Here is a 26449-nt window from a genome sequence, read left to right on the forward strand (position 1 = left end):
TCCCGGGTTTTTTGTTTTATGCCACTGCGATGCAGGCTATCGATACTTGCGAGCAGCCCGATTGCAATAGCGCATTGGCGCAAGCCTCTAGTGTGGCGCCTGTTGTAACCACATCATCGACCAGTAAAATGTGTTTGCCTTTTACTGCTTCGGCATCTTTCATTTCAAATACTTCGCTCACATTTCTCCAGCGATTCAGTTTAGATTTTCTAGTTTGTGTCTGCGTCTGCACGGTCCGTTTTACAAAGCTGTCGGTGTAAGGAATATGCAAACCTTCTGATACTCCCTTAGCAAATTCTTCACTCTGGTTATAACCACGGCTGCGCTTACGGCTGGGGTGCAAGGGCACCGGTACAACCAAATGGTAGGTTTGATCATAGCCCGAAACCAATAATTCCTGTGCCAGCACTCTTCCCAGTTTTACGCCAATCTCCGGATGATTTTTATATTTCAACTGATGCAACAATTGTTGCACACGACTTCCCTTTTTAAAATGAAAATAGGCAAAGGCATGGGTTAGCGGCATGCGTAAAGAGAGTCGCTCATGTAATGGATTAAATGCCTGTTTGTGAAAATTGGTCCTAGGCATTTCCAGCAGGCATTGGGTACAAATAATATCCTCACCCTTCAATAAAGAACCCGAACACGCCAGACAATAACGTGGGTAAAAGAGCGTGAGAAAATCTAGAAAAATATCTTGCACAGCTAACTTCACAACGAAACGATATATTTGCTGAAATTAAGTTACAATAAAATGGGATTAGTTGAAGATTTTAATAGCTACCGCAGCAAAATGAATGAGCGCATCATGGCTTCTGACAGCCTGATTATTAAGCGCATTTTTAACCTGGATACCAACGCCTACGCGCCCGGAGCACTGGACGTAAAGTCGAAGGAGTTAATTGGACTGACTTGTTCTTTGGTTTTGCGTTGCGATGATTGTGTTCGTTACCACCTGGGTAAATGCAAAGAAGTGGGGCTTACTACTGATGAGGTACAAGAGGCGATGGGTATATCTACCTTAATTGGCGGAACCATAGTAGTGCCGCACCTCCGCAGGGCTTTTGAGTATTGGGATGAGCTGAGCAAAAATGTTTAAGCGCGACCTTGATTTTGACAGAAAGTGGGCAGGCTTAATGAAACACCTGCAACAAACGGTTGGCAAAAGACCGAAGGATTTGAATAGTGTGCTCTTCCTTATCGGCATTCAAGAACTGGGCAGAGGTGCTCAATATTTTTCCAAAGAGGAGAAGCAGGATCTGCTGCACATTGCCATTTGTAAGGTGCTGAGTTTGTCTGGCTACTATGAACTGGAGGGGCAAGATGAGCAAGGCTGGCCTCACTGGAAACTGGTAAAAAAATTACCGCACGTAGACTTGCTGTCGCAGGAAACATTGTTGAAAATGCACATAGTTGAATTCTTCGAGAAAGAGTATGGTTGGGTATACGAATTACCCGACTCCCTTAAACCCAAAGAAGAATCTCCGGAATCATAAGCTGCCTTGTGAAGATCATCACTTACAATATCAACGGCATTCGCTCAGTCCTTCAGAAAGATTTTTTGGGTTGGGTTAAATCGACAAAAGCCGATATACTCTGTCTTCAGGAGGTAAAGGCCACCACCGATCAGGTAGACCTAAGTGCCCTGGAAGATTTGGGCTACCATATTTACTGGCATGCCGCACAAAGAAAAGGTTATAGTGGTGTGGCCATTCTTACCAAGCATAAACCTGTACACGTGGAACATGGCTGTGGCGAAAATAAATACGATGAGGAGGGGCGTGTATTACGCATTGATTTTCCTGACTATTCTGTGCTCACAACCTATATGCCTTCCGGGTCGAGCAGTGAAGAAAGACAATTTTTTAAACTGGGTTGGTTAGAATTCTTTTCTGACTATGCAGAAAAACTGCAAAAAGATTTTAGCAACTTGGTTATCAATGGGGATTTTAATGTGTGCCATCAGGCCATTGATATTCACAACCCCATTGCAAACAAAAACACTCCGGGTTTTACTCCTGAAGAGCGTGCCTGGTTCACATCTTTTTTAAACCTGGGGTACATCGATACCTTCCGTCATTTCACCAAAGATCCGCACCATTATTCCTGGTGGTCTTACAGGGCGGGGGCGCGCAAGAAAAATCTTGGCTGGCGAATCGATTATCAGCTTGTGAGCGAAGAAATGGCCACCAGGCTAAAACGCTGTGTACATTTACCTGAGGCAAAACACTCTGATCACTGCCCGGTACTTCTGGAATTACGCTGATAAAAGCGCGATTGTACCCTTCCGCATAAAAAGCTTGACTTCGCAGAATTAGTCCCTATTTTTAGTAGTCGTAAACTTGAGCAAGTAGTTTTTCGTTTATCTATTGAAGGACACGCAAAATGGGGGATGAAATAAAGCGAGTACAGGAGAAGGTATCTGCCTTTAGAAGAAAATATTATCTCAGTATTTTTCTGAAAGGCTCATTGTTAAGTGCAGCCATTGTACTGGCTTATTTTGTACTGGCTGCTTTACTGGAGCACGCCTTGTGGCTCGACTCATCTATTCGCTTAATCTTGTTTGGTCTGTTTCTTGGACTGATTGGTTTTTGTCTTTATCGCTTCTTAAAAGATCCACTCCGTTTTTGGGTAGCCAACAAAGGTTTGAATGACGAACAGAGTGCCCGGCTTATTGGTGAGCAAATCCCAAGCGTAAAAGACAGGCTGATCAACTTCTTCCAGCTTTCTGCACAGGCGCAGCACTCAGCTTTGGGTGCGGCCAGTGTTCGTCAAAAAGCAATTGAGTTTGAACCCTTTTCGTTTGAGAATGTAGTTAACCTAAAAGACAGCTTACGTTACTTCAGGTATTTGTCTATTCCGTTGGGAGCGGTGCTTATCATTTTGTTGTTTAACAGCAGTGTTCTGACTAAGAGTTCTGCCCGCATCCTTCACTTCAATCAAAAGTTTTCACCCGAGGCACCTTTTAAATTTATTATCAACAACAACACCCAGGCTTTTGCCAATGAAGATTTTCAGCTCAAGGTAAATTTAGAAGGAAGCGCTATTCCGGAAGATGTGTACCTGGTAAGGGGCGATCAGCGAATGAAGCTGGTGAACGAGAAAGATAATAGTTTCACGTACCAGTTCGACAGACTACAGGAAGATCTTACCTTTCAATTAGAAGCAGCTGGCTTTTACTCCGATGCCTACACGATAAGTGTAGTAAGCAGACCCGAGCTGCGTGATTATAATTTGTTGATTGAATACCCGAATTATATACAACGCAAGCCAGAAGAAATTAAAAATGCCGGCAACCTTGAAATACCGGAAGGCACACGCATTACCTGGCGCATCGGTACCAACAATAGCCAAGCTGTTTCTCTAAGTTTTGCGAATGATCCAAACTCGCCATACCCCTTAACCAAGCCCGAAGAAAACCTTTTTGTTTTCAGTAAGAACTTTCGCAACAGCACCACCTATGAACTGAACCTCAAAAACGAGAATGGATCAAACAAAGATTTAATCCGCTACCAATTAGATGTTATAAAAGACAAACACCCCGAACTATCAGTACTTGCTTCAAAGGATTCTGTCCTCTACCAATACATCAGTTTAAGCGGTGCTCTGAGTGACGACTACGGAATAAAACGATTGAACCTTGTGGTTCTGGATGAGAATGCCAAAAAAGCTTCACGTGAAATAGCTATTCCCATTGTTAACAATCTTTCTCAACAAAACTTTTTCTTTTTATGGCAGCTCGATACCCTTAAGCTGGAGGCGGGCGATCGTATAAATTATTATGTAGAGGTTTGGGATAATGACGGTGTAAATGGAAGCAAGTCTACCCGATCGGCCACCTACACTTTTGCCCTACCTACTAAAGAAGCACTCAGTGAAAATATTCGCCAGTCAGAAAAAGCTACCCAACAAAAGATCTCGCAAAGTCAGGCACGCGCTGCAGAGTTGCAGAAAAAGCTTGAGGAGGCCAGCAAGCAGTTAAAGTCAACCCAGAGCATGAACTGGCAAGACAAAAAGAAACTTGAAGATATCCTGCAACAGAAAAAGGAACTTGAAAAATTACTGGACGAACTCAAGCAAGAGAACAAAGATTTACTCGACAAGAAGGATGCCTTCACAGAAGAAAGTGAAAGAATTAAAGAGAAAGCTGAGCAGATTCAAAAATTGATGGAAGAATTGCTCGATGACGAAACCAAGAAATTATTTGAAGAGCTGGAGAAGTTGATGAAGGAAAATGCTGACCCTAAGCAGATGGAAAAGCTGCTGGATAAAATGCAGAAGAATTCTGGTAACCTTGAGAAAGAATTAGAACGCACACTTGAACTCTTTAAACAGCTTCAATTAGACAGTAAAATTGAGCAGGCTACAGAGCAACTCAGTAAAAATATTGAAGCGCAAAAGCAACTGCTTGAGAAAACGGAACAAAGTGAAAAGAGCAACAAGGGTAAAGAAGCGGAGAGCAAAAGCAACGAGGCGCTGGCACAAGAGCAGGAAAAACTTGCAGAAGAGTCCAAACAGTTAGGGGAGCAGTTAGAAGAAATTAAAGAGTTAGATAAAGAGGTTTCCGGAACCGACCTGGATCTGCCCAGCCAGGAGCAACAGGAAAACGTGGAACAACAACAACAGCAAAGCAAGGAGTCGCTCGAACAAGGCAAGCCTGGTAAATCAAAGGAGGCACAACAAAAGGCTGTTCAACAAATGCAACAAATGAAGGAGAAAATGGAGAGCATGCAAAATGCCATGAGCATGGAGATGGACATGGCCAACCTCGAAAGCCTCCGTCAGATTATTCATGGTTTAATAAAGCTCTCCTTCGATCAGGAAAATCTTATTAACAATTTCCGGGAGTTGAACCAGAGCGATCCTCGTTTCAATCCACTGGCGCAGCAGCAAATAAAGATCAAAGATGATGCTAAGATATTGGCAGACAGCTTGTTAGCTCTTGGGAAGCGTGATGCCATGATGGGATCCTTTGTTACTAAGGAAGTAACAGAACTTAACGATCACCTGGATAAAACAATTGAGGCCAACAAAGAAAGAAGAAGAGGACCGGCACAAAGTGAAATGCAATTCGCCATGACCTCTATTAATAACCTGGCTTTAATGCTTGACGATCATTTCGATATGATGATGCAGATGATGGCCAACGCCAAACCGGGAGCGGGTAAGAGTAAGAAAAAAGGTAAGCCGCAAAGCTTATCGCAAATGCAGCAACAGCTTAACCAGCGCATTCAGGAAATGAAGAATGGTGGTAAGTCAGGCAAAGAATTATCTGAAGAGCTGGCCAAAACAGCAGCAGAGCAGGAGCGCATTCGTAGAGCCCTGCAGGAGTTTCAGGAAAAAATGAAACAACAAGGCAAAGAGATGCCAGGTGGCGATCTGCTAAACAAAATGGAACAAAGTGAAATGGATCTGGTTAATAAACAGCTTACGGAGCAATTGATCAGAAGACAGAAAGAAATTGAGAGTCGTTTACTGGAAGCTGAACAATCTATGCGTGAGCAGGAGGAGGATGAGGAGCGAAAAGGAGAGACAGCCAAGGACTACAACAAAGAAATGCCGAAGGCTTATGAGGAATATTTGCGACTCAAGGAAAAAGAAGTAGAATTGCTGAAAACCGTGCCCCCTAAGCTTTACCCATATTATAAGCAGGAGGTGAATGAGTATTTTAAACGACTGCGCGACCAATAAGTATGAATAGCATTAGTGTTCAAATCCCTTCCATTACTGAGAACATTCGAATGATCGAAAGCTTCATCGATAATGCCAAAGAGCGCTTTCATTTAGATGATGACATTTATGGCAACATTATGATTGCCGTTACAGAGGCTGTTAACAATGCTATTAAGCATGGCAACATGAGCGATTCATCTAAAAACGTATTGCTGAGCCTGACCCTCGATGATAATCTTTTAAAATTCATTATTAAAGATGAGGGGCGTGGTTTCGATTTCCATAGTCTGCCCGACCCTACATCACCCGAAAACCTGGAGAAGCCAGGAGGAAGAGGCATATTTTTAATGAAACACCTTTCTGACGAAGTGGCCTTTAGAGATAAGGGCAGGGAAGTTGAGCTCAGCTTTTATATGAATGCCTGATGGGCGCTATTCACTTTTTCTACGAAAACATTCCCTTTAAGCTAAAGCAAGCTTTAAAACTTAAAGCTTGGATTAAAGCTACAGTACAGAAAGAAGGTTTTGAGCTAGGTCAGCTTAATTACATATTCTGCTCAGATGAGGCGCTACTGGAACGCAACATCCAATTTCTAAAGCATAAGACCCTTACCGACATTATCACCTTTGATCTCTCAGAAGAGGAGGGGCTTATCGAAGGTGAAATCTACATCAGTGTAGACCGGGTAAAAGACAATGCTGGTAAATTCTCTAAAAGCTTTGAAGATGAACTTCACCGCGTAATTATTCATGGTGTACTTCACCTGGTGGGTTATGGCGACAAAAAACCCAGGCTAAAGGCCATAATGCGGGAGAAAGAGGATTACTACCTGAAGAAGCGTAGGCTCTCTTAATCACTCATTTCTAAGTCTTAACATCACACTCGGTACTTGGGAGACTCCTTCATACCAACCTCCAAATAAAGAAATGTGTTACCTCCAGTAAATGTGAGTCAAGGTCAGCTTGATATTATACTTGGCGCTATTTATAGAAAGGTGGAATCGTTAAAGTATTAAATTATTTATTTCAGGCATTAGGCAGTGAAATACAGACTTTACCCTATAATTCCTCAAGGAAGGATTTCTTTCCATACAGTTCTTCATTTAGTCTAAACCAGGAGGTAGAAAATACCCGGCAAATTGATAAATGTATCTTTTCAAGTACCGATTATGAAGGGTGCTTATAAGGTAGGGTCCATCTGTTTACGGATCTAAAAGCCAATACCTTTCTTATCAATCATTTGATCCTGGTTGATTCAGCCTAGCCTTAAAGTCCTTTTAGCCTAAACCCTAGTCCTGAAAAGGTACCACCCACCACACAACACCAAAAAGCCTTCAAATGCTTGTCTTTGTGAGAATATCCTGTTTAATCTCTATTAAGGCAGGTTTATATTAATCAAGGCTATTCAAATGAATTCTCAAGACTTTAATCATTGACGCTGCCCTATTCTATCCTGTCAAAAGCCAGAAATCTAATCAAACCCTGTTCCTGCCCCTTTTTATATAAGCATATGACCGTTCCACGTGGAACTAAACACAATGTGGATAAACTTGTGGATTTGTGGATTACTCTGAAACTTATCCTTAACACAAATCATTACAACGATAAATCAACATGATCTGGGCATTACACCATAAAGACAGGGCCTGATGTATGAATTGAGAACTCAGAGAGTACTGGCTTACTGTATCATCCTTAAGTAAAGTAAGAATGCATCAAAACGGTAGGAGCACATACAATCGATACTTAGGTATCTTTGCATGCTAATTAGTAATAGAGAAATGAAGGAGTGAGGAATAAAGACCAATTCGGCTTAGTTCCACGTGAAACATATGCAAAGACATGTTTAAAGAATACGATGTAATAGTAGTAGGTGCCGGCCATGCCGGATGTGAGGCTGCAGCGGCAGCAGCCAACATGGGGTCTAAAGTAATGTTAGTCACCATGAACATGAACACCATTGGCCAGATGTCGTGCAACCCGGCCATGGGCGGTGTAGCCAAAGGACAAATAGTAAGGGAAATTGATGCCCTGGGTGGCTTATCTGGTATTGTAAGTGATAAGTCCATGATTCAGTTCCGAATGCTGAATCGCTCTAAAGGACCAGCCATGTGGAGCCCCAGAACTCAAAATGACAGAATGCGCTTTGCGGAAGAATGGCGTTTAGCACTGGAAGCCATTCCTAATATTGATTTCTGGCAAGAAATGGTAAGCGGCATTGTAGTAAAGGATAAAAGGGTGGTAGGGGTAAGAACAGCCCTTGGTATCGAAATACCATGCAAAGCGGTTGTGCTCACCAATGGAACTTTCTTGAATGGATTAATCCATATAGGCGAGAAGAACTTCGGTGGAGGAAGAAGTGCGGAAAAAGCCTCTACTGGTATCACCGAACAATTAAGAACCCTGGGGTTTGAATCTGGCAGAATGAAAACAGGCACCCCTCCCCGTGTAGATGGTCGAAGCCTGGATTATTCCAAAATGGAAGAACAGCCTGGTGATGATATCCCTGGAAAGTTCTCTTATCTAAAAGAAAGCAAAGCTCCTGCAAAACAGATGAGCTGTTGGATCACTTATACTAATGAAAGTGTCCACGACAAACTAAAAGAAGGCTTTGACAAAAGCCCGATGTTTCAGGGAAGGATTCAAGGCTTAGGCCCGCGATATTGCCCTTCAATTGAAGACAAGATTAATCGCTTTGCCGAAAGGGAAAGGCACCAAATATTTGTAGAGCCTGAAGGCTGGAATACTGTAGAGATCTATGTCAACGGTTTCTCTACCTCGTTACCAGAAAATGTGCAATACGAAGCGCTTACTAAGATTCCAGGCTTTGAAAATGCCCGTATGTTCAGGCCTGGTTATGCCATAGAGTATGACTGGTTTCCACCAACTCAATTAAAGATGAGTTTAGAGACTCAACTCATTGATAATCTGTACTTTGCGGGTCAAATCAATGGAACCACAGGCTATGAAGAAGCCGCCTGTCAGGGCCTTATGGCTGGTATAAACGCACATCTTAAAATTAAAGAGCAAGAGCCCCTTGTACTACAAAGGTCAGAAGCTTACATCGGTGTGCTTATCGATGACCTGGTTAACAAAGGCACGCAGGAACCTTACCGCATGTTTACTTCCAGAGCAGAGTACCGAATCTTATTAAGACAGGATAATGCCGACATGCGCTTGACAGAAAAAGGGCGTGCCCTCGGACTGGCTAAAGAAGGGCGTTACCAGCAGTTTCTTGAAAAGAAAGAAACTGTACAAAAACTGACTCAGGAACTAAACGCTATTAAGGTTAATCCTGAAGAGGTAAATGAGGGTTTGGAAAGAGTCGGAAACACCGCAATAAAAGAGCGCACTTTACTTTCTAATTTATTGAGAAGACCTCACATCGGATTTAATGAAATTAAATCACTGAATGCTGACCTAGCCAACACCTTTAATAAGTTTGATGAAGAAATTCTTGAACAGGTAGAAATCAACCTTAAGTACGAAAGCTATGTGGACCGGGAACAAAAGCTAGCCGACAAAATCGGAGGTCTGGAAAACTACAAGATTAAAGATGACTTTGATTATGATCGGGTGAAAGCCCTTTCCTCTGAGGCAAAAGAAAAATTGAAGAAAGTGAGACCCGAAACCATCGGACAAGCTTCCCGCATCAGTGGAGTATCGCCAGCTGATATTTCTGTACTAACCGTTTACATGGGCAAATGATAACGCTTACTTCTTGTCCTGCTTGTGGTCAATCTGCTTTCAAAAACTATTTGACCTGTAAGGACTATACTGTTTCTCACAATGATTTCACGTTGGTACAATGTTCCACGTGTACGATGTTGGCCACCAGCCCACGACCTAAAGACGAAGACCTTGGCCGGTATTATGAAAGTACTGAGTACATTTCTCATACGGCTAAAGCCAATAATTTAGTTAACACATTATACCTGATAGCACGATCCTTTACCCTAAGGCAAAAAAGAAAACTGGCCCAGCGACTTGTTCCGCAAAAGGGTAAGTTATTGGATGTCGGTTGTGGGACTGGTGACTTTCTACAAAGCTGTCTTCAGGATAACTGGAATTGTACAGGCGTAGAACCCGGTAAGCAACCAAGAGAAATTGCAGCCTCCAAAGGCATTAAGACTTTCGAAGAACTTAGTCAGGTAAAAGAAAAATATCAACTGATTACCCTGTGGCATGTGCTGGAACATGTGCCTGACCTAAACCAGACACTCAGCACTCTTTATAACTTACTTGACGAAAAAGGTGTATTACTCATTGCAGTACCTAATCACCTGAGTTACGATGCCACAACATACAAAGCGCATTGGGCGGGTTATGATGTACCCAGACATCTCTGGCATTTTAATCAGCAAAGTATGGAGCGAATTTTGCAAAACAATGATTTCAAACTACAGCATATACTGCCAATGAAATTAGATGCCTATTATGTGAGTCTCCTCAGCGAGGCATATAAAGGCACCGGCATTTTGCGTTATATCAAAGCCTTTATTAATGGATTTGTCTCCAACTTATCTGCAAAAAACAACAAGCAATATTCCAGCTTAATCTACATCTTCAAAAAATGAAAAGAGTCTTAGCCATTTTTTATGTTCTTCTTTTAATATCATGTGCTCAGCAAACCAATCCAACGGGTGGGCCTAAAGATGAGGAAGCACCTGTGCTGATAGAATCAAACCCCAAGAATGGAAGTGTAAGCTTTAAAGGAAACCAAATAGAATTAACTTTCTCAGAACCTATACAGCTAATCAGTGTGAAAGAACAGCTGATTATTTCTCCAAATATTAAAGAAACAGAAACCAGCTTTATCAGAAATAAAGTAGTGCTTAAACTTAAATCACCTCTAAGGGATAGCACAACGTATACTATCAATTTCAGAGAAGCTGTTCAGGACCTAACAGAAAAAAATATTGCCAAGGATGTTAAGCTTGCCATCAGTACTGGCTCGTACCTCGACTCGTTAACAGTATCAGGCAAGGTATATGAACTTCCATCTGGCAAACCCATAAAAGATGTTACGGTTGCACTTCACTATCAGAATGACACTTTCAATATATTTAAACATCGTGCCGAGATTGTTACCAAAGCCAATGAAAACGGGGAGTTTGTCATTGAAAATCTGAAGTCTACAGATTATTACCTCTACGCCTTCATGGATAAAAACAAAAACCTGATTGTTGATGGACGCACTGAAAAATATGGTTTTCTGACAAGAAAGTTCTCATTAATTAAAAATGAGGAAAATGCAGACGTACCCGTGGTATCGCTTGACTCACGCACCATAAAGTTAATAAGCGGCAAACCCTTTCAGAATTACTATTATGTAAAAACCAACAAAGCTATAGCCAATTACAAAATTCAATTTCCTGGTTCATTGCCGAGTGTAAGTCAGATCGGAGAAGATAAAGCTTCTATCAAGGTTTATCAAAACTTTTCTGATTTAGATAGTCTCCAAGCCAGATTTATTATACAAGACAGTTTGAGTAACCAGGTAGACACAACTTTGTATGTAAAGTTTAACCCTCCCAATCCAGACCTGCGACTCGATAAATTCACGAGCACTTTAGAACAAGTAACTATTCTTGAGAAAAGTAATCAGTTGTCTGGTTTAATCAGATTCAATAAACCCATCAAACAACTTCATCTTGACAGTATTTACTTCAGTGTAGATTCGCTAACAAAGTATACAATTACCCCAGCCGATATAAAACTCGATACACAAAAGCAGGTCATTCGCATATTGAAAACGCTACCCATTGTTCAAAATACAGCTACACCAGAAAGAGAAGCATCTGATATTAAATCAAAGTCTACTTCGCCTAAGCCAGGAAGATCTTCACAAGTAAACGAACTGATTGTAGGCAAATCGGCATTGATCACTATTGACCAGGATTCATCAGCAAGATTAAATGTTAAACCCAAAATATTTAAAGAAGAAGACTTAGCCATAACCAATGTAGAAAGCAACTCAAAGGCTGTGAACTTTTTTATCGAACTGATTGACGCTAAGGGACAGGTTGTTCAAACCGTTTTCAATGTGGCAAAAGTCAGCTTCTCTAACATTGAACCAGGTGAATATAGTGTTCGCCTGATCGAGGATGTTAATAACAACGGAAAATGGGATGCAGGAAATTACTTTAAAAGCGAGGAACCAGAGCCCATATTCTATTATTATGACGACAAAGGCATTCCTAAATTCAGTATAAAAGCAAATTGGGAGTACGGACCGCTGTTGATAAATACCGATAAAAGTGTGAATAACTTGGGTAAAAAAGAGAGTAAAACCAATTAACCAAACATAAGCTCAATAAATCACGTTTCTATGTTGATAGCTCAGCTTTCTTCCACATATCATACGTATCTACCTATCAACTATAATCTATTACACAGAAAAACATTTTGTTGATAAAACACTTAACTTATTCAAAATTAGAAGTTTGTAATCCACATACTAAAAACAAAACATACAAGATCAGAGAAACGATATTCTATCCACAAAAACACATGACCTATTATAATTACATATATATATATATAATAAGATTAATAAGGAAATACACATTGTGTGTTCTCGTATCTCTCCCATTTTTTGTTTTAGGACAAGAACAAAAAGATGTACAACTTGCTAATGAATATTTACTCAAAGGCGAAAAACAAAAGGCAGCCGAACTGTACAGAGAGCTGGCAAAAAATTCCGCAAACACTGCACTTATTCACAATAACTTTATCAATACGCTGATAGACCTTGCAGAATACAACGAGGCGCAGGACTATCTTAAAAAATTATTAAAAAGGGAACCTGAACAATTATTATTTAAACTGGATGTGGGTCGCGTAATGATGCGATCAGGCGAAGTACAAAAGGCAGATAAATATTTTAAAGATTTGATACAAGAGAGCAAACAAAGTTTGGGTAGAATAAAAATAATGAACGACTATTTTATGGCACGTTCACTATTTGACTATGCCATCATTGCACTTTTGGAAAGCAGGGATGAATTGGGAAATCCAGCCATGTATTGCCTGGAGTTGGCAACCCTCTATCGCATAAAAGGCGAAAAAGAAAAAATGACCGAGGAGTACTTAAACTACGCCACGCAAAATGTGGGCAATAGTCAGTACATAAAAAATGTATTACAAGTATTATTAACCAAGCCTGAAGAACTTGAAGTATTGGAAGCACTCTTGTACAAAAAAGTACAGGAAGATCCAGAGCAACAGGTCTACACAGATTTGCTGATTTGGGTAATGCTACAACAAAAAAATTTCTATGGCGCTTTTGTACAGGCAAGGGCCTACGATAGACGTTACAAAACAGGTGGAACGAGAAGTCTTGAAATTGCTGAAGTTGCGCTCAACAATAAAGATTACGAAAATGCCACCAGAATTTATCGTTTCGTAAAAGATGCTTTTAGGAATAATGAAAATGGACAAGAAGCACAGCTCGGCTACATACGATCAAGAGAAGCCAGGTTGCGCGACAGCTATCCAATCCAAAAAGATTCTGTTGAAACATTAATACTAGCCTATCGTGATTTTATAAAACAAAATCCAAAGCAACCGGTAGCACTGGAGGCCTTGCGAAATATCGGAGTGATGAAAGCTGAATATTTACAGCAAACAGATACGGCCATCTCAATACTCAGTACGTTAATTGCAGATCCCTACGCACCGCTTCAATTAAAATCAAAAGCGAAATTAGATCTGGCTGACATTTTCATTTTTAAAGAAGAGCCATGGGAAGCAGCTTTACTTTATGCCCAGGTTGAAAAAACACATAAGGAAACAACGCTTGCCTTTGAGGCCAAACTCAAAAATGCAAAACTATCCTACTACCGGGGCGATTTTATGTTGGCCCAAGAACACCTGGATATTTTAAAAGAAGCAACAACGCGAGAAATTGCCAACGATGCCTTGGATCTGAGCATGCGTATTAAAGAAAACATAGCCATTGATTCGGCTGGGCTTGCTTTGCGTGAATTTGCAAAAGTTGAATTATTGTTGAAACAAAATCGAATAGATGAGGCCTTTGTGAAGCTCAAAAATATTCAGCAAGGTTATGCCGTTGATCTTACTGGGGAGGAAAAAAACGCACTCTTCCTGGATAAAAGTGATACCGCCATTACTTTTAATAATTACGCCATTAAAGACGATTGTTATTGGCTGGAGGCACAAATTAAACTTCGACAAAATAAACCTGAGGAGGCGCAAAAACTTTTGCAAAAACTTTTAGAAGAATACCCAGAGGATATTCTGGCAGACGATGCCTTTTTTACAATAGCAGAAATCTATGAACGCTATTTAAATGATAAAGACAAAGCCATGGATCAATACCAAAAAATGCTGGCACAATATCCGGGCAGTGTATACGTAGCCGAGGCCAGAAAAAGATTCAGAGAGCTACGGGGTGACTTTAAACAGGAGGAACCCAAACTGTAATTCTGTCTGCAACGAATTTTAAACTGCACGCTAGTCATTTCTAAGTTTTATTGACTACACAAACTTAACCTTACCTTAACCAGCTGCTTTAAGCTGGCTATTACATTTGAGCTCTCATAGCCCAGGATGTTAACGTTTTTCAAAAGACTTAAAATCAGAGCAAAGCTTCTTGCTGCTTTCGGATCAATAATTTTATTATCCGTTCTGCTCACCGTATATGCAATCCTATCGATCAATAATATTCTCAATGTAAAATCTCTGGCAAGTGAAGCAGAGATTCTTTCAACAAACCTTATACGTATTGAACTCGCCTCGAAAGAATTTATAGCTGAGGGTTATAAAGAAAAACAGTTTCAGGAATTTGGAAGAAGCGATCAGATTGAAGCCTTTAATAAATCGATAGTAGAAGCGAACGAAAACCTGCGAGTTTTATCTACGAGTAAATTACTGGATGATTCTTTCTTAAAGAGTAAAATTGAGAAAATTGCAAACTCCAGACAACTTACCGAAGGCTTTCGTGAGATAATCGGACTTCTAAAAATCCGTGGCTTTAAGGATTTCGGACTGGAAGGCCAATTACGAGAATCCATACACAGCGTAGAAAAATCCGACCACGATTTTGACAAAGCCTTGATGCTGACCTTGCGCAGGCATGAGAAGGATTTCTTTTTAAGGAAGGAACTTAAATACCAAATAGATTTTAATGCCACAACAGAAACGTTTGAGAAAACATTACTGCATCAAAACGATACTGTTTTGGCCGGCCTGCTGCGCAATTATAAAAACAGATTTAACCAACTGGTGGAAATTGAAAAACAAATTGGTCTGACAGCAAAGGAGGGAAAGAAGGGTAATTATTTTATCGAACTTGAAAAGGTAAAACAGGAAGTATCACAAATTCAAGAAATGGTAGCGGCAAAGGCAGCCGATCAAATTGCGTGGTCAAGGATGCTGCTGGTTATTATTTTCGTAATCCAACTGCTGGTGGCTTCCGTTCTTTCTGTCAGTTATTCGAATGTGATAACTTCAGTTATCAAAGAGCTAAGGTCTGCTATGGCTCGCCTGGCAGAGGGCAGTTTTCCTGAGCCATTAGTTGTCAGAACAAAAGAAGAAATAGGCGAAACGAAAAGCGCTTTTAATCAAATGTTAGATCGAATAAAAACGGCCAGCACATTTGCAGAGAATTTAGGAAACGGCCAGATTCATCAGCAATATAATGAGGCTTACAAAAACGATGTGTTGGCAAAATCAATTATTGCGATGCAGCAGAAAATAAGTGAGTCGGAAAAAATGCAAGCAAAGATAAATTGGACGAATGAAGGTGCGGCCCAGTTTAATGAAATTATCAAAAATGAAAATGTTGAAGTGACTATGTTAGGCGATGTTATTTTGAAACAACTTATAAACTATTTAAAAGCAAACCAGGGCGCCATGTACTTAGTTGATGACGAAGACAAAAGCCTGGAGCGCATTGCCACCTATGCCTACAATAAGAAAAAGTTTATCAACGAAAAACTGACCATTGATAATGGTTTGCTAGGTCAGTGCTATCTGCAAAAGGAAAGCATTTACCTGAAAGAAATACCAGCAGACTACATTAAAATTACCTCAGGATTGGGAGAAGCCACACCAACTAATATTTTAATTACACCCCTTAAGACGCGAGAGAAAGTAGTTGGCTTGATTGAGCTTGCATCTTTTAACATTTTGGAAAAACACGAATTAGACTTTGTTGAAAAAATGTCGGAAAGCATAGCCAGCATATTGCTCAGCAGACAAATAGCTGACCGCACCGCTCGCCTGTTAGAGGAGGCAAGACAGCGCGAGGATGAATTGGTACAACGCGAAGAAGAATTAAAGCAAAATGCAGAAGAACTATTGGCCACGCAAGAAGAAATGCAGCGACAAAGAAGAGAACTTGAACGTGAGATCAGAATGCTCAAGTCTAAATTGTCGCTGCATGAAATTTCGCTTAATTAACTACTCACTTCTGAGTGATTTAACCGGATTAGATAAAGCAGCCCTGATTGACTGATAACTCATGGTTATCCAGGCAACACCAAAAGCAACTACACCGGCCAGTACATATACCCACCACGCAACATTTACCTTATACTCATACGACTGCAACCATTCGTTAACGCCCCACCAGGCAAAAGGTGTAGCCAATACAAAAGCAATCAGAACCAGTTTACCAAAATCTTTGGAAAGCATAACAACAATACTACCAACACTGGCACCTAACACTTTTCTAATGCCAATTTCTTTAGTGCGTTGCTCAGCTGTAAAAGCAGTGAGAGCGAATAATCCCAAACAAGCGATGATAATGGCAACACTGGAGAATATTCCAAAAATGGAGCCGAGCCTGGTTTCAGCAGCATACATTTTACCGAAGCTGTCATCCAGAAACTGATAAGTAAAGGGTTGACCAGGCGCCATTTCTTTCCATTTATTTTGAAGCATAGCAATTACATCATCAGTATTCGCAGATTGAAAACGCACAGATAAGTACCCGCTGGGTTTTTTAGATAAAAAAAGGATAAGAGGTGTTACGTTCTTTTTTAATGACTCAAAATGAAAATCTTCAACAACACCAATAACAGTAAGGACACGTAAATTAGTTTTGTCCAACCCACCATTGTCATCACCACCAAAAGTGTTGATACGTTTTCCTATAATGTTTTCATTTAATGAAAGCGCTTTAGCGGCAGACTGATTTAGTATAACGGCTGAGGAATCGGAGGGAAAATCGCGCGAGAAATCGCGCCCTTCACTAATGCTCATACCAAATGTTTTTATGTAGTCATGATCGACCCGCCAGTTCTGCAGGCTTACCATATTTTCCTGACTGGCCTCTTTGCCCTCCATCCACCAAGGGGTATCACTTCGCCAGCTTTCGGCCACAGGTAAATAGCCAGTAATAGAAGCGTTCTCTATAAAACTATGGTGCATGATTTCTTCCTTGTAGGTTAGACACTGATCTCCCAAAGCATAAATATCATCGACCATAATTACCTGGTCCTTATTAAAACCCAGTTTTTTGTTTTGGATGTAGTCCAGCTGCATATAAACCACCGCGGTGGCAATGACCAGGACAATAGAAATCATAAATTGGAACACAACTAACGAACTACGAATGAAACCGCTTTTCATCCCAAGCGCAACATTTCCCTTTAAAACATTAACAGGTTTAAACGCGGACAGAAAGAATGAAGGGTAGATGCCGGCCAGTAATCCAACAACAAGGGCACCGCTAAGTATAAATAAATAAAATACTGGCTGAGTAAGAGGCAAACTTAATTGACGTGCAGCAAGATTGTTAAATATTGGAAGCAGGAAATAGGCAAGACCAATAGCCAGTACAAAGGAGAAGAGACTGAGTAATAGTGACTCCATTAAAAACTGTCTCATTAAATGAGAACGAAGTGAGCCCATTACTTTTCGTACACCAACTTCTTTTGCACGATTGGCAGAGCGGGCTGTTGATAAGTTCATGAAATTAATGCTGGCAATAATTAAGATAAACAGTGCAATGGCAACAAAGAGGTAAACGTAAGTAATATCAAAATTGGGTTCGAACTCGCCCATCAATGAACTGTACAAATGAATATCAGACAATGCTTGTGTTGTGTAGATTAGTTTGTTTCCGGCCTCGGCAAATTTTTCTGTTGTAAAATCAGCACCCAATACTTCTTTCATTTGGGGCATTACGTGCTTGGTGATCAAATCTGGAAATTTGCTTTCCAGATTTTTAATGCTTGCTCCTTCTCGAAGTAAAAAATAGGTTTGGAAATTATTGCTGAACCAGACAGGATTTTTGGCCTCTTCCAGACCAGCCATGGCAATAAGGACATTAAAATGAAAATGACTTGTCTCGGGCATGTTTTCATATACAGCCGTAATTTTCATATTCATGTCATCATCAAGAATAAGTGTTTGTCCAATGGCCTCTTCATTTGGAAAAAACTTATCGGCAATCTCTTTGCTGATGGCAATCGAATTGGGTTCGGCCAAGGCAGTTTCGGCATTACCGGCAAGAAGTGGCACGGTGAATATTTTAAAGAAGTCCTTATCAGTCCAAATGACTTTATTTTCTTTTATGTTGTCTGCTTCGCGTTTAATCAGATATGAACCTCGCTCACGAAAACGAACAGCTGCTTCTACTTCCGGGTATTCACTTGTCAAGGTTGCGGCCATGGGAGCTGGCGCAAAAGTCATGTCATAATGATTTCCAGCAAAATCAATTAGTGCATGAATTCTGTAAATTCTATCAACCTTTTCATGATGTTGGTCATATTGCAATTCGTTGAGGACGAAAAGTAAAATAACGAGACAGATACTAATACCGACCGACAATCCAGCCACATTAATAAATGAATAGAAACTGTGCTTGCGCAAATTGCGCAAGGCAATGGTGAAGTAGTTACGTAGCATAATTTTTACCTGTGTGTTTTGTTGGCGAATGGTTTGAAGTTGGGTTTTGCGCAGGCCTGTGGTATGACCGAATTGTTGGAGCACTGCATGATAGGCATCGAGGAAGCGAATATTTCCTTGCATTTTTTCTTCTACCGAAGAGCAGATATGATCTACAAACTCTTGTTGTAAATCATCGTGTACGATGCCTCGATAATTCAGGTCCTTTATAATGTAATCAATATGGTCATTGGTCAGCTGCATTAAGCTAGTTTGACTTGTAAAACGTTAGACATCGTTTTGATAAAATCAGTGAGTTCGGCTACGCGTTCTTTCACCAGACTTTTTCCTTGAGGTGTAAGACTGTAATACTTGCGTATTCGCTTTCCAATGTTTTCTGTTTCTGTTTTTAGAATACCTTCGGCTTCCAGTTTATGAAGGGCAGGATAAAGCGCACCTTCAGTTAACAGAATTCTTTCTTCCGATAATTCTTTTACCCGCTGCGTTATCTCATAACCGTACATACGGCCATGATCTTTGAGTACCTTTAATACAATAGTCTGGAGCGTGCCTTTTAATAATTCTGGTGAATGCATAGAAGCCTGATACATAATAGTCTTATGCATTAGACGCCCTAAAAGTCCAAAAGGTTGCACAGGAAGCTGAAAATCTTGACCAAAGCCATTTCTGCTGTATATTGTGAGCTATACCGGTTATTAATAAATAATACCCCTTAACCCATGGAATTCCTGATTGTCATTTCCCTGATTATCATTCTGATTATCGTTATCAAGATAAATGGTAAGTTTTCGTCAGAAATGAGGTCACTCCATTATAAGATTGACGGGCTGAAAACTGAAATAGAAACGCTGACCTCTAACAAAGAGACCACACTAGAAAAGAAGGTTGTCGTAGAGAAGAAGACAGAAGAACACAGTGTGCCGCCAATCGTTATTCCTGAACCTAAGCCTAAGGAAGAAATATTTCAGAAAGATTACAACGAGGACGAAGTACATGAAGCTTTTCCAAAATTAGCGCCTGTATTTGAAGCAGAGGATGAAGAGTTAGTTGAAGAAAGTGTAGTGCAAGCAACCAAAACACCGAAGCCTAACTTCTTTGAGCGGAATCCTGATCTAGAGAAATTCATTGGTGAGAACCTGGCCAATAAAATTGGTATTGCGATTCTGGTGTTGGGTATAGGTTTCTTTGTCAAGTATGCCATCGATCAGGACTGGATCAATGAAATTGGTCGTGTATTTATAGGCATCCTCTGCGGAGGTGCATTGATAGGTGTTGCACACCGACTCCGCCAGACTTTTGTTGCCTTTAGTTCTGTTTTAGTGGGCGGTGGTATTGCTGTGCTTTATCTGACAATCGCTATTGCTTTTCATGAGTATAATATTTTTGATCAAAGCACGGCCTTTGTTCTCATGGTCGGCATAACGGGTTTTGCTGTGGCGCTTTCTTTGGGTTATAACCGCATTGAGTTGGCTGTGCTTGCCATACTTGGTGGCTTCTCTTCTCCTTTTATGGTCAGCACAGGTGAAGGAAATTATGTAGTACTCTTTACTTACATCCTGATTTTGGATCTAGGTATGTTGGTGCTGGCATATTTTAAGAAATGGAAACTGGTAAATATTATTTGCTATGCACTTACTGTTTTGCTCTACGGTTCCTGGCTTAGCACCAGGTTTGATAGTGAACAGAGTTCGATGATTGTTGGCGCATTATTATTTGCAACTGCGTTTTATCTGGTATTCTTCGCAATGAACATTATCAATAACCTTAAGGAGCGTTTACCATTTAAGGGAATTGAAATAACAATACTGCTAAGTAATACCTTTTTATATTATGCCGCAGGCATGGCATTGTTAGACAATAAAACAGGCACAGATTACAGAGGCCTGTTTACAGTATTACTGGGTCTATTCAATTTTGTATTTGCCTATACCCTGTACAAAAAAATTAAGGCTGACAAGAACCTTGTTTACCTGCTGATTGCACTTGTACTCACCTTTATCAGTTTAGCGGCACCGGTACAGTTGGAAGGAAATTATATTACACTTTTCTGGGCTGCAGAAGCTGTGCTCTTGCTTTGGTTATCACAAAAATCGGGTATTCGTTTAATGAAACTGGGTTCTGTTATTTTGATGGCACTTATGCTGATCAGCTTAGTGATGGATTGGGACCTGATTTATAATGACTATGGAGAAGAAGCATTACCGATTATTTTAAATAAGGGGTATGTGACGGGTTTATTTTCGATTGGCTCTGTAATAGCAACGCTTTTTTTATTGCGACTTGAGAAGGAAGAGAATCAAACCAATGTAGGCGCATACAGATCGATATTGCAAATACTCTTATGTATAGTTGTCTATGTATCACAACTGCTGGAAATGCGCTACCAATTCTATTATTACGAGGTGGCTTATGCAGCGCAAAATGTGATGATAGGCACATATAACATGTTCTTTATTTTATGTCTGTTGCTTTACGATAGAAAATGGATAGATAACGAAAGAGTAAAAGAAGCATTTTCATTCTGGGGTATATTTGCCATGCTGGCTTACCTGTTCTATTACCATGATTCAATACTGGCAGCGCGCTATGATTATTTGTTTGCGGCAATGTCTGGCACAGGTTTCTTTTTCCATTATGTATTGATTGCCCTTTTAATTGGTATAGCAGCGATAACATTGAAGAAAATGAGGAAACTGATTGCCTTTAACCATACGACTAAAGATGCATATGCCTGGTTTTACGTTTTCTTTTTTATTTTCCTGGCCAGTGCAGAATTAGACCACCTTGTGGTATTGCTATCGGGAACAGACTTCTATAACCTTGACCATGTATTGACACAGAATCATAAAATTGGTTATCCTATTCTTTGGGGACTCAGTTCATTTATACTGATAGCCTTTGGATTGAAGCGAAAGAAGAGACATTTAAGGATAATCTCCCTGACCTTATTTCTGATCACCATCATTAAACTATTTACTTTGGATATCCAGGGTATATCAGAAGGTGGAAAAATCGCAGCCTTTATTTCATTGGGTGTTTTACTGCTGACAGTTTCCTTTATGTACCAGCGCTTAAAGAAAATTTTAATGGCCGATGAGCCCGCCAAAGAACAAACCGAAAACGAGCCCCAAGTATGAAGTTGAAAATATTAGTAATGTTAGTGCTAACTACCATAGGTACAATTTATGGTCAGGCGTTTAGTGGCGAAGCAAAATTAAAGGCTGTTGAAACAGATGGTTTTTACAAAATTGATATTAATCCTGCCTTAAGTGCTTACACCAATGCAGCCTTCTCAAACATCAGGATATACAATCAGCAGAAGACTGAAGTACCCTATTTGTTTAAGGAGGAGGCACTTCAATACTATTCAACGCAGTTTAAGCCTTATGAGATCATATCTAAAAAACAAATAAAAAAATGCTGTACGCAACTCATTTTAAAAAATCCGGACAGCCTTCCCTTTAACAACATCAGTCTCTCCATTAAAAATGCAGAAGTAAGCAAACAGGCTACCTTATTGGGCAGTGATGATCAGGAGAACTGGTTTGCGTTGAAACAGCAATTTCTACTGCAAACCATCAACAATCCGGATAATACTACTGTAGTTAAAATAGTTGACTTCCCGTTGAGTAATTACACTTTTTATAAACTTGAAATAGATGACTCCAGCAGTGCACCCCTCAATATTTTGAGTGCCGGTTATTACGAACAACAGTCAGAAGAAGGCAAATATATGCCAATAGATGATCTGAACATTAAAGCGACTGACTCTGTTCAGCGCAAGCAAACATTTATAAGAATCAGTCTTGATACCATCAGAACAATTGACCGGATTAAAATAGCAATGACCGGACAACCCTACTTTTTGAGAAGAGCATCGCTATACAGTCTGCAATACAACACCAACAGGAAGGGTGAACAAGAAAGTATTTTGCAGTGGGAATACGACCTGGAGTTAAGTTCTAAACAAAAGACTATACTCAATATAAACGCATTACGCTCAAAAGAATTGGTGGTGGTTATAGATAACGAAGACAATCCGCCTTTAGAACTGGAATCTGCACAGCTTTTACAACGTAGCCGTTATTTAGTGGCGTGGTTAAAAAAAGGAGAGGAATATGTTTTAAAAACAGGAGCAGCCAGTATGGCATCACCAAGTTATGACCTCGCTAATTTTCAGGAAAGTATTCCGCAGCAACTTGATCAGGTAAACTTGGGCGGTTTCATGGTTTATGGTAAGCAAGGACCTGAGACCAGCACAACAATTTTTACCAACCGCATGATTATCTGGGTGGCCATTATTTTAGTAGTGGCGCTGCTTGGCTTTATGTCCGTGAAGCTGATACGCGAGACGAATGCCAGTAAGACGGAGATTAAATAGTGCTACTGAATAAGTTGGTTAGTTAAGAGCTACCAGCTGCGAGCCGCTAGACACATGGAAATGGTATTCATTCGGGTTTTGAAACAAATGTCTTAAATGAAGAAATAGTATCGTGCAAGCTTATTTGATGGCTTACTGCATTTACCTGTTCCTGAATTTATAATGAAGGCCTTTGCAGCATAAATCTCATGCTGCAAAGGCCTTTCTTAAAAAATTAAGGAAGTCTACTTCTCCCAGATACTACCTATACCTGCTTTCCAAAGCTTTTCATTGAAAGCAGGAATTTCTTTTTCTAACAAATCGGTACCAGTGCTTTGAAGAACTTTCCACTGTGCATTCAATTCTTTTTGTCTGTCAAGTGAAGGTTGATTAACTCGCGGCAGATCACTTTCGGTCAGGTTGATCATGAACAGATAATTGGCAGTGAATTTATTCGGGAAGTTTTCCACATCATCGTAAGCAAGCGACTTGCGTTGAATCATTTCTTCATCCCAGGCTTTTATTTTTTCCACTAAAGCCAAGCCTTCTTTTTTAAGCTCAGCACTCAGGTTAGCCGAAGCCAATAACTGATTGATTTGAGTTTTTTTATTGAAAAGCGTGTTAATCATCTTATGCATTTTATTTAACTCACTTTCCATCTCACTCATTACGGTATGGTATTGCTGATACGTTTTCGTATCAAGATTATACAATGGATTAGGCAGCACTTCGAATTCAGCGGCAGCACTTTGATCACCAGCCTTCACCGTTATTGTGTATTTTCCTGGTGCAGCTTTGTGTCCCCTGAAACTGCTTTCTATGTAAACATTAGGAACACCTACCATTGTTGGATAGCGCATGTTCCACACAAAACGATTTAATCCTTTATTTTTTGGAAGCACAGGATCAGCCGGGGGTGCACTGTCGTATTCCTGATATGTTGAATCAGGTACTGAAGTAAAGCTGCGCACCAGATTGCCGTTAGCATCTTTTATCTCCATGCTTACAGAAGCTTTCTCATTAAGCTCAGGCAATTGATAGTATACAACAATTCCATTAGCAGGATTTACGCCCCGATAAGGATGCATGCCTTTGAAATCAGGATTACTTTTATCTAACTCACTGCTTCCATTGGCCAATACAGCAGACTCAGGTTTGTAAACAATTAAACCTGAACTATTCGCATTGTACTGACGCACCAGACTGAGGTCATCCAAAATCCAGAATGAGCGACCTGAAGTAGCGGCTATCAAATCATTTTGATGAACGCGCAAATCCGTAATCGGTGTAATAGGTAAATTCAATTGGAAAGGAGACCAGTTGGTACCCCCATTGTAAGAAATGAACACACCCAGTTCTGTACCTGCAAAGAGAAGATCTTTACGCACATCGTCTTCACGCACCACACGCGTAAAAGCATTGGCCGGAATACCTGACGAAATCTTTGTCCACGTTTTTCCATAGTCTGTAGTTTTATACAAAGCAGGTGTGTGATCATTAAATTTATAACGGGTGGTAGCAATGTATGCTGTGGCCGCATTGTGCGGAGAAACTTCTATCGCGTTAATTAAGCATTCCTGCAAACCAACAGGTGTTACATTTTGCCAGCTGGCACCACCATCGCGTGTTATATGTACGTAACCATCGTCACTGCCTGTCCAGATCACACCTTTTTCAAGTGGAGATTCCATTACGTAACTCAGGGTTCCGTAGTTTTCTGCACCCACCGCCTCATTGGTATACGGGCCACCGCCTTTTCCTTGCTTGGCTTTTTCATTTCTTGTTAAGTCTGGTGAAACTTCTTTCCAGGTTAAACCCATGTCGCTGGTTTTTAACAAATACTGAGCACCGTGATAATAAGTATTCGCTTCGTGCTTTGACCAGATAATAGGCGCATTCCAATTGAAACGATATTTAATGTCTTTGGCATCCATGCCCAGGTATTGATGCGGAGCGGCCATGATGTTAGTGGCTGCACTGGCTTTGGTGTCCAGCACTTCTATCGTGCCTTGATAACTGCCACCGAGTACATAGCGCGGATCATTTGGGTCGAAGGCAAGAAAGGCACTCTCACCACCAGCTGAATATGTCCAGCTTGCTGTAGTAATACCACCACTACCCAACTCGCGACTGGCAATGCGTACACTGGAGTTGTCCTGCTGGCCGGCATAAATATTATAAGGGAACAGATTGTCTACATTAATGCGATAAAACTGAGCGGTAGGAAAAATATTTTGTGACGACCAGGTCTGTCCGCGGTTAAAAGTAATGGCAGCACCACCGTCATCCGCCACAATCATATTCTTTGAATTTTTCGGATTGATCCACAGGTTGTGATAGTCACCATGGGTGTTAGAAATATCTTCCCAAGTTTTACCGCCATCAATAGAACGCAAAGCGGGAGCGCTCATCACATACAGCATATTTTCATCATTGGGGTCTACAAATAATTCGATGTAGTACCAGGCACGCTGTGTTAACCGGGCATCTGAAGAAACACGGCTCCAGTTTTCACCTCCGTTTCGAGAAACAAAAAGCCCACCGGAACGCTTTTCTGTATTACTCTCCACCAATACATAAACCAATTCTGAATTAGAGGGAGAAACGGCTACGGCCATTTTACCTAACTCTTCGGGTAATCCTTTTTGAATTTTATTCCATGTTTCACCACCATCAGTTGATTTGTACAAACCACTTCCTTTGCCACCGCTGATTACCTTCCAAGGTAAACGACCATATTCATTCATGGCAGCATATAAAATGCGAGCGTTGTTGGCATCCATGGAGAGTTCTACACAGCCACTTTTATCATCTACATATAAAACTTTCTTCCAGGTCTCACCACCATCAATGGATTTGTAAACCCCTCTGTCTGACGAATAACCATAGAGAGGACCTTGCGCAGCAACCAAAACGATGTTTGGGTTTTTAGGATCAATAACGATACGGGCAATGTGTTGCGTTAAATCGAGCCCCATTTTTCTCCAGGTTTTGCCGGCATCGGTAGATTTATAAACACCATCACCATGATGTGTCATAACCCCGCGCACTGCATGTTCACCCATACCTACGTAGACCACGTTCGCATCACTTTCGGCAACAGCAACAGCACCCACAGAGCCTGTTTTAAAAAAACCATCAGAAATATTTTTCCACTGCACACCCATATCTTCCGTTTTCCACAAGCCACCTCCGGTTGTGCCCATGTAGTAAGTGTTGATATCACCCACAACTCCTGTTGCTGCAACGGATCGTCCACCCCTGAAGGGACCAATATTTCTCCACTTAACAGGTTTTAAATAGTCATTAATGCTTGTTGTATTACTAACAACGGCTGCTTTAGGATCTGCCACATTTTTGTTGCGCTGCGCTTCTAATGTAGAAATCAGGCCAAGGCACAGGAGCAATAAAGGAAAAAATTTACGCATAGGTTTATCGATTAGTCTTGAAAGATAAAAAGTATTTCTAACAGAGACAGTAAAAGCATACCTTTAAAATGAATCTGAGCTAAACTGGCTTAGATTTTATCTAAAAT

17 protein-coding genes are annotated in these 26449 nt (G+C 40.6%); 13 read left to right on the forward strand and 4 right to left on the reverse strand.

The window, feature by feature from the left end:
• Positions 1–16: 16 nt before the first annotated feature.
• Positions 17–589: a ComF family protein gene (locus ACO1XM_RS11735; protein WP_486229109.1), complete on the reverse strand. Its 573-nt coding sequence runs from the start codon at positions 587–589 to the stop codon at positions 17–19.
• Positions 590–754: 165 nt separating this feature from the next.
• Between ACO1XM_RS11735 and ACO1XM_RS11740 the strand changes: the two genes are divergently transcribed.
• The 11 genes from ACO1XM_RS11740 to ACO1XM_RS11790 all read left to right on the forward strand — a co-directional run bounded on the left by ACO1XM_RS11740 (position 755) and on the right by ACO1XM_RS11790 (position 16100).
• Positions 755–1099 (forward strand): carboxymuconolactone decarboxylase family protein, encoded by a 345-nt coding sequence (locus ACO1XM_RS11740; protein WP_486229111.1) that lies wholly within the window; start codon positions 755–757, stop codon positions 1097–1099.
• Positions 1092–1496, forward strand: coding sequence for a hypothetical protein (locus ACO1XM_RS11745; protein WP_486229113.1), 405 nt, complete (start codon positions 1092–1094; stop codon positions 1494–1496). The genes ACO1XM_RS11740 and ACO1XM_RS11745 overlap by 8 nt, the downstream gene beginning before the upstream one ends.
• 8 nt (positions 1497–1504) lie before the next feature.
• On the forward strand, positions 1505–2266 hold the full coding sequence (locus tag ACO1XM_RS11750) for an exodeoxyribonuclease III (RefSeq protein ID WP_486229115.1): 762 nt from the start codon (positions 1505–1507) through the stop codon (positions 2264–2266).
• Positions 2267–2385: 119 nt separating this feature from the next.
• Positions 2386–5691, forward strand: a complete 3306-nt coding sequence (locus ACO1XM_RS11755) for a DUF4175 family protein (protein ID WP_486229117.1) — start codon at positions 2386–2388, stop codon at positions 5689–5691.
• Positions 5692–5693: 2 nt separating this feature from the next.
• The gene (locus ACO1XM_RS11760; protein WP_486229119.1) at positions 5694–6098 is read left to right on the forward strand and encodes an ATP-binding protein; all 405 of its coding nucleotides are present in this window, start codon (positions 5694–5696) and stop codon (positions 6096–6098) included.
• Positions 6098–6526, forward strand: coding sequence for an rRNA maturation RNase YbeY (gene ybeY, locus ACO1XM_RS11765; RefSeq protein ID WP_486229121.1), 429 nt, complete (start codon positions 6098–6100; stop codon positions 6524–6526). Before ACO1XM_RS11760 ends, ybeY begins: the two co-directional genes overlap by 1 nt.
• A gap of 988 nt (positions 6527–7514) precedes the next feature.
• The gene (gene mnmG, locus ACO1XM_RS11770; protein WP_486229124.1) at positions 7515–9380 is read left to right on the forward strand and encodes a tRNA uridine-5-carboxymethylaminomethyl(34) synthesis enzyme MnmG; all 1866 of its coding nucleotides are present in this window, start codon (positions 7515–7517) and stop codon (positions 9378–9380) included.
• A complete protein-coding gene (locus tag ACO1XM_RS11775) occupies positions 9377–10249 on the forward strand; it encodes a class I SAM-dependent methyltransferase (RefSeq protein WP_486229126.1) in 873 nt (290 codons plus the stop codon). Before mnmG ends, ACO1XM_RS11775 begins: the two co-directional genes overlap by 4 nt.
• Positions 10246–11973, forward strand: coding sequence for an Ig-like domain-containing protein (locus ACO1XM_RS11780; protein WP_486229128.1), 1728 nt, complete (start codon positions 10246–10248; stop codon positions 11971–11973). Before ACO1XM_RS11775 ends, ACO1XM_RS11780 begins: the two co-directional genes overlap by 4 nt.
• Positions 11974–12242: 269 nt before the next feature.
• Positions 12243–14120: a tetratricopeptide repeat protein gene (locus ACO1XM_RS11785; RefSeq protein ID WP_486229130.1), complete on the forward strand. Its 1878-nt coding sequence runs from the start codon at positions 12243–12245 to the stop codon at positions 14118–14120.
• A gap of 126 nt (positions 14121–14246) precedes the next feature.
• Positions 14247–16100 carry a GAF domain-containing protein gene (locus ACO1XM_RS11790; RefSeq protein ID WP_486229132.1) on the forward strand — a complete coding sequence of 618 codons (1854 nt, stop codon included), beginning with the start codon at positions 14247–14249 and terminating at the stop codon, positions 16098–16100.
• Here the strand turns inward: ACO1XM_RS11790 and ACO1XM_RS11795 are convergent, their stop codons facing one another.
• Entirely contained in the window at positions 16101–18797 is a 2697-nt protein-coding gene (locus tag ACO1XM_RS11795) for an ABC transporter permease (RefSeq protein ID WP_486229134.1), read from the reverse strand.
• Positions 18797–19129 carry a PadR family transcriptional regulator gene (locus tag ACO1XM_RS11800; RefSeq protein ID WP_486229546.1) on the reverse strand — a complete coding sequence of 111 codons (333 nt, stop codon included), beginning with the start codon at positions 19127–19129 and terminating at the stop codon, positions 18797–18799. Before ACO1XM_RS11800 ends, ACO1XM_RS11795 begins: the two co-directional genes overlap by 1 nt.
• 144 nt (positions 19130–19273) lie before the next feature.
• Between ACO1XM_RS11800 and ACO1XM_RS11805 the strand changes: the two genes are divergently transcribed.
• Positions 19274–21691, forward strand: coding sequence for a DUF2339 domain-containing protein (locus ACO1XM_RS11805; protein WP_486229136.1), 2418 nt, complete (start codon positions 19274–19276; stop codon positions 21689–21691).
• Complete coding sequence (locus ACO1XM_RS11810) at positions 21688–22935, forward strand: hypothetical protein (RefSeq protein ID WP_486229138.1); 1248 nt, start codon at positions 21688–21690, stop codon at positions 22933–22935. The genes ACO1XM_RS11805 and ACO1XM_RS11810 overlap by 4 nt, the downstream gene beginning before the upstream one ends.
• Before the next feature lie 224 nt (positions 22936–23159).
• On the opposite strand, the gene ACO1XM_RS11815 is transcribed toward ACO1XM_RS11810, so the two are convergent.
• A complete protein-coding gene (locus ACO1XM_RS11815; RefSeq protein WP_486229140.1) occupies positions 23160–26342 on the reverse strand; it encodes a VPS10 domain-containing protein in 3183 nt (1060 codons plus the stop codon).
• Positions 26343–26449 lie beyond the last annotated feature (107 nt).

It is taken from the genome of Chryseotalea sp., from assembly GCF_057350905.1.

Excerpts from the sequence above, each read along its gene's own strand:
- ACO1XM_RS11735 (WP_486229109.1), bottom strand. The coding sequence starts at position 589 with ATGCCTAGGACCAATTTTCACAAACAGGCATTTAATCCATTACATGAG.
- ACO1XM_RS11740 (WP_486229111.1), top strand. The coding sequence starts at position 755 with ATGGGATTAGTTGAAGATTTTAATAGCTACCGCAGCAAAATGAATGAG.
- ACO1XM_RS11745 (WP_486229113.1), top strand. The coding sequence starts at position 1,092 with ATGTTTAAGCGCGACCTTGATTTTGACAGAAAGTGGGCAGGCTTAATG.
- ACO1XM_RS11755 (WP_486229117.1), top strand. The coding sequence starts at position 2,386 with ATGGGGGATGAAATAAAGCGAGTACAGGAGAAGGTATCTGCCTTTAGA.
- ACO1XM_RS11760 (WP_486229119.1), top strand. The coding sequence starts at position 5,694 with ATGAATAGCATTAGTGTTCAAATCCCTTCCATTACTGAGAACATTCGA.
- ybeY (WP_486229121.1), top strand. The coding sequence starts at position 6,098 with ATGGGCGCTATTCACTTTTTCTACGAAAACATTCCCTTTAAGCTAAAG.
- mnmG (WP_486229124.1), top strand. The coding sequence starts at position 7,515 with ATGTTTAAAGAATACGATGTAATAGTAGTAGGTGCCGGCCATGCCGGA.
- ACO1XM_RS11775 (WP_486229126.1), top strand. The coding sequence starts at position 9,377 with ATGATAACGCTTACTTCTTGTCCTGCTTGTGGTCAATCTGCTTTCAAA.
- ACO1XM_RS11780 (WP_486229128.1), top strand. The coding sequence starts at position 10,246 with ATGAAAAGAGTCTTAGCCATTTTTTATGTTCTTCTTTTAATATCATGT.
- ACO1XM_RS11790 (WP_486229132.1), top strand. The coding sequence starts at position 14,247 with ATGTTAACGTTTTTCAAAAGACTTAAAATCAGAGCAAAGCTTCTTGCT.
- ACO1XM_RS11795 (WP_486229134.1), bottom strand. The coding sequence starts at position 18,797 with ATGCAGCTGACCAATGACCATATTGATTACATTATAAAGGACCTGAAT.
- ACO1XM_RS11800 (WP_486229546.1), bottom strand. The coding sequence starts at position 19,129 with ATGCATTCACCAGAATTATTAAAAGGCACGCTCCAGACTATTGTATTA.
- ACO1XM_RS11805 (WP_486229136.1), top strand. The coding sequence starts at position 19,274 with ATGGAATTCCTGATTGTCATTTCCCTGATTATCATTCTGATTATCGTT.
- ACO1XM_RS11810 (WP_486229138.1), top strand. The coding sequence starts at position 21,688 with ATGAAGTTGAAAATATTAGTAATGTTAGTGCTAACTACCATAGGTACA.
- ACO1XM_RS11815 (WP_486229140.1), bottom strand. The coding sequence starts at position 26,342 with ATGCGTAAATTTTTTCCTTTATTGCTCCTGTGCCTTGGCCTGATTTCT.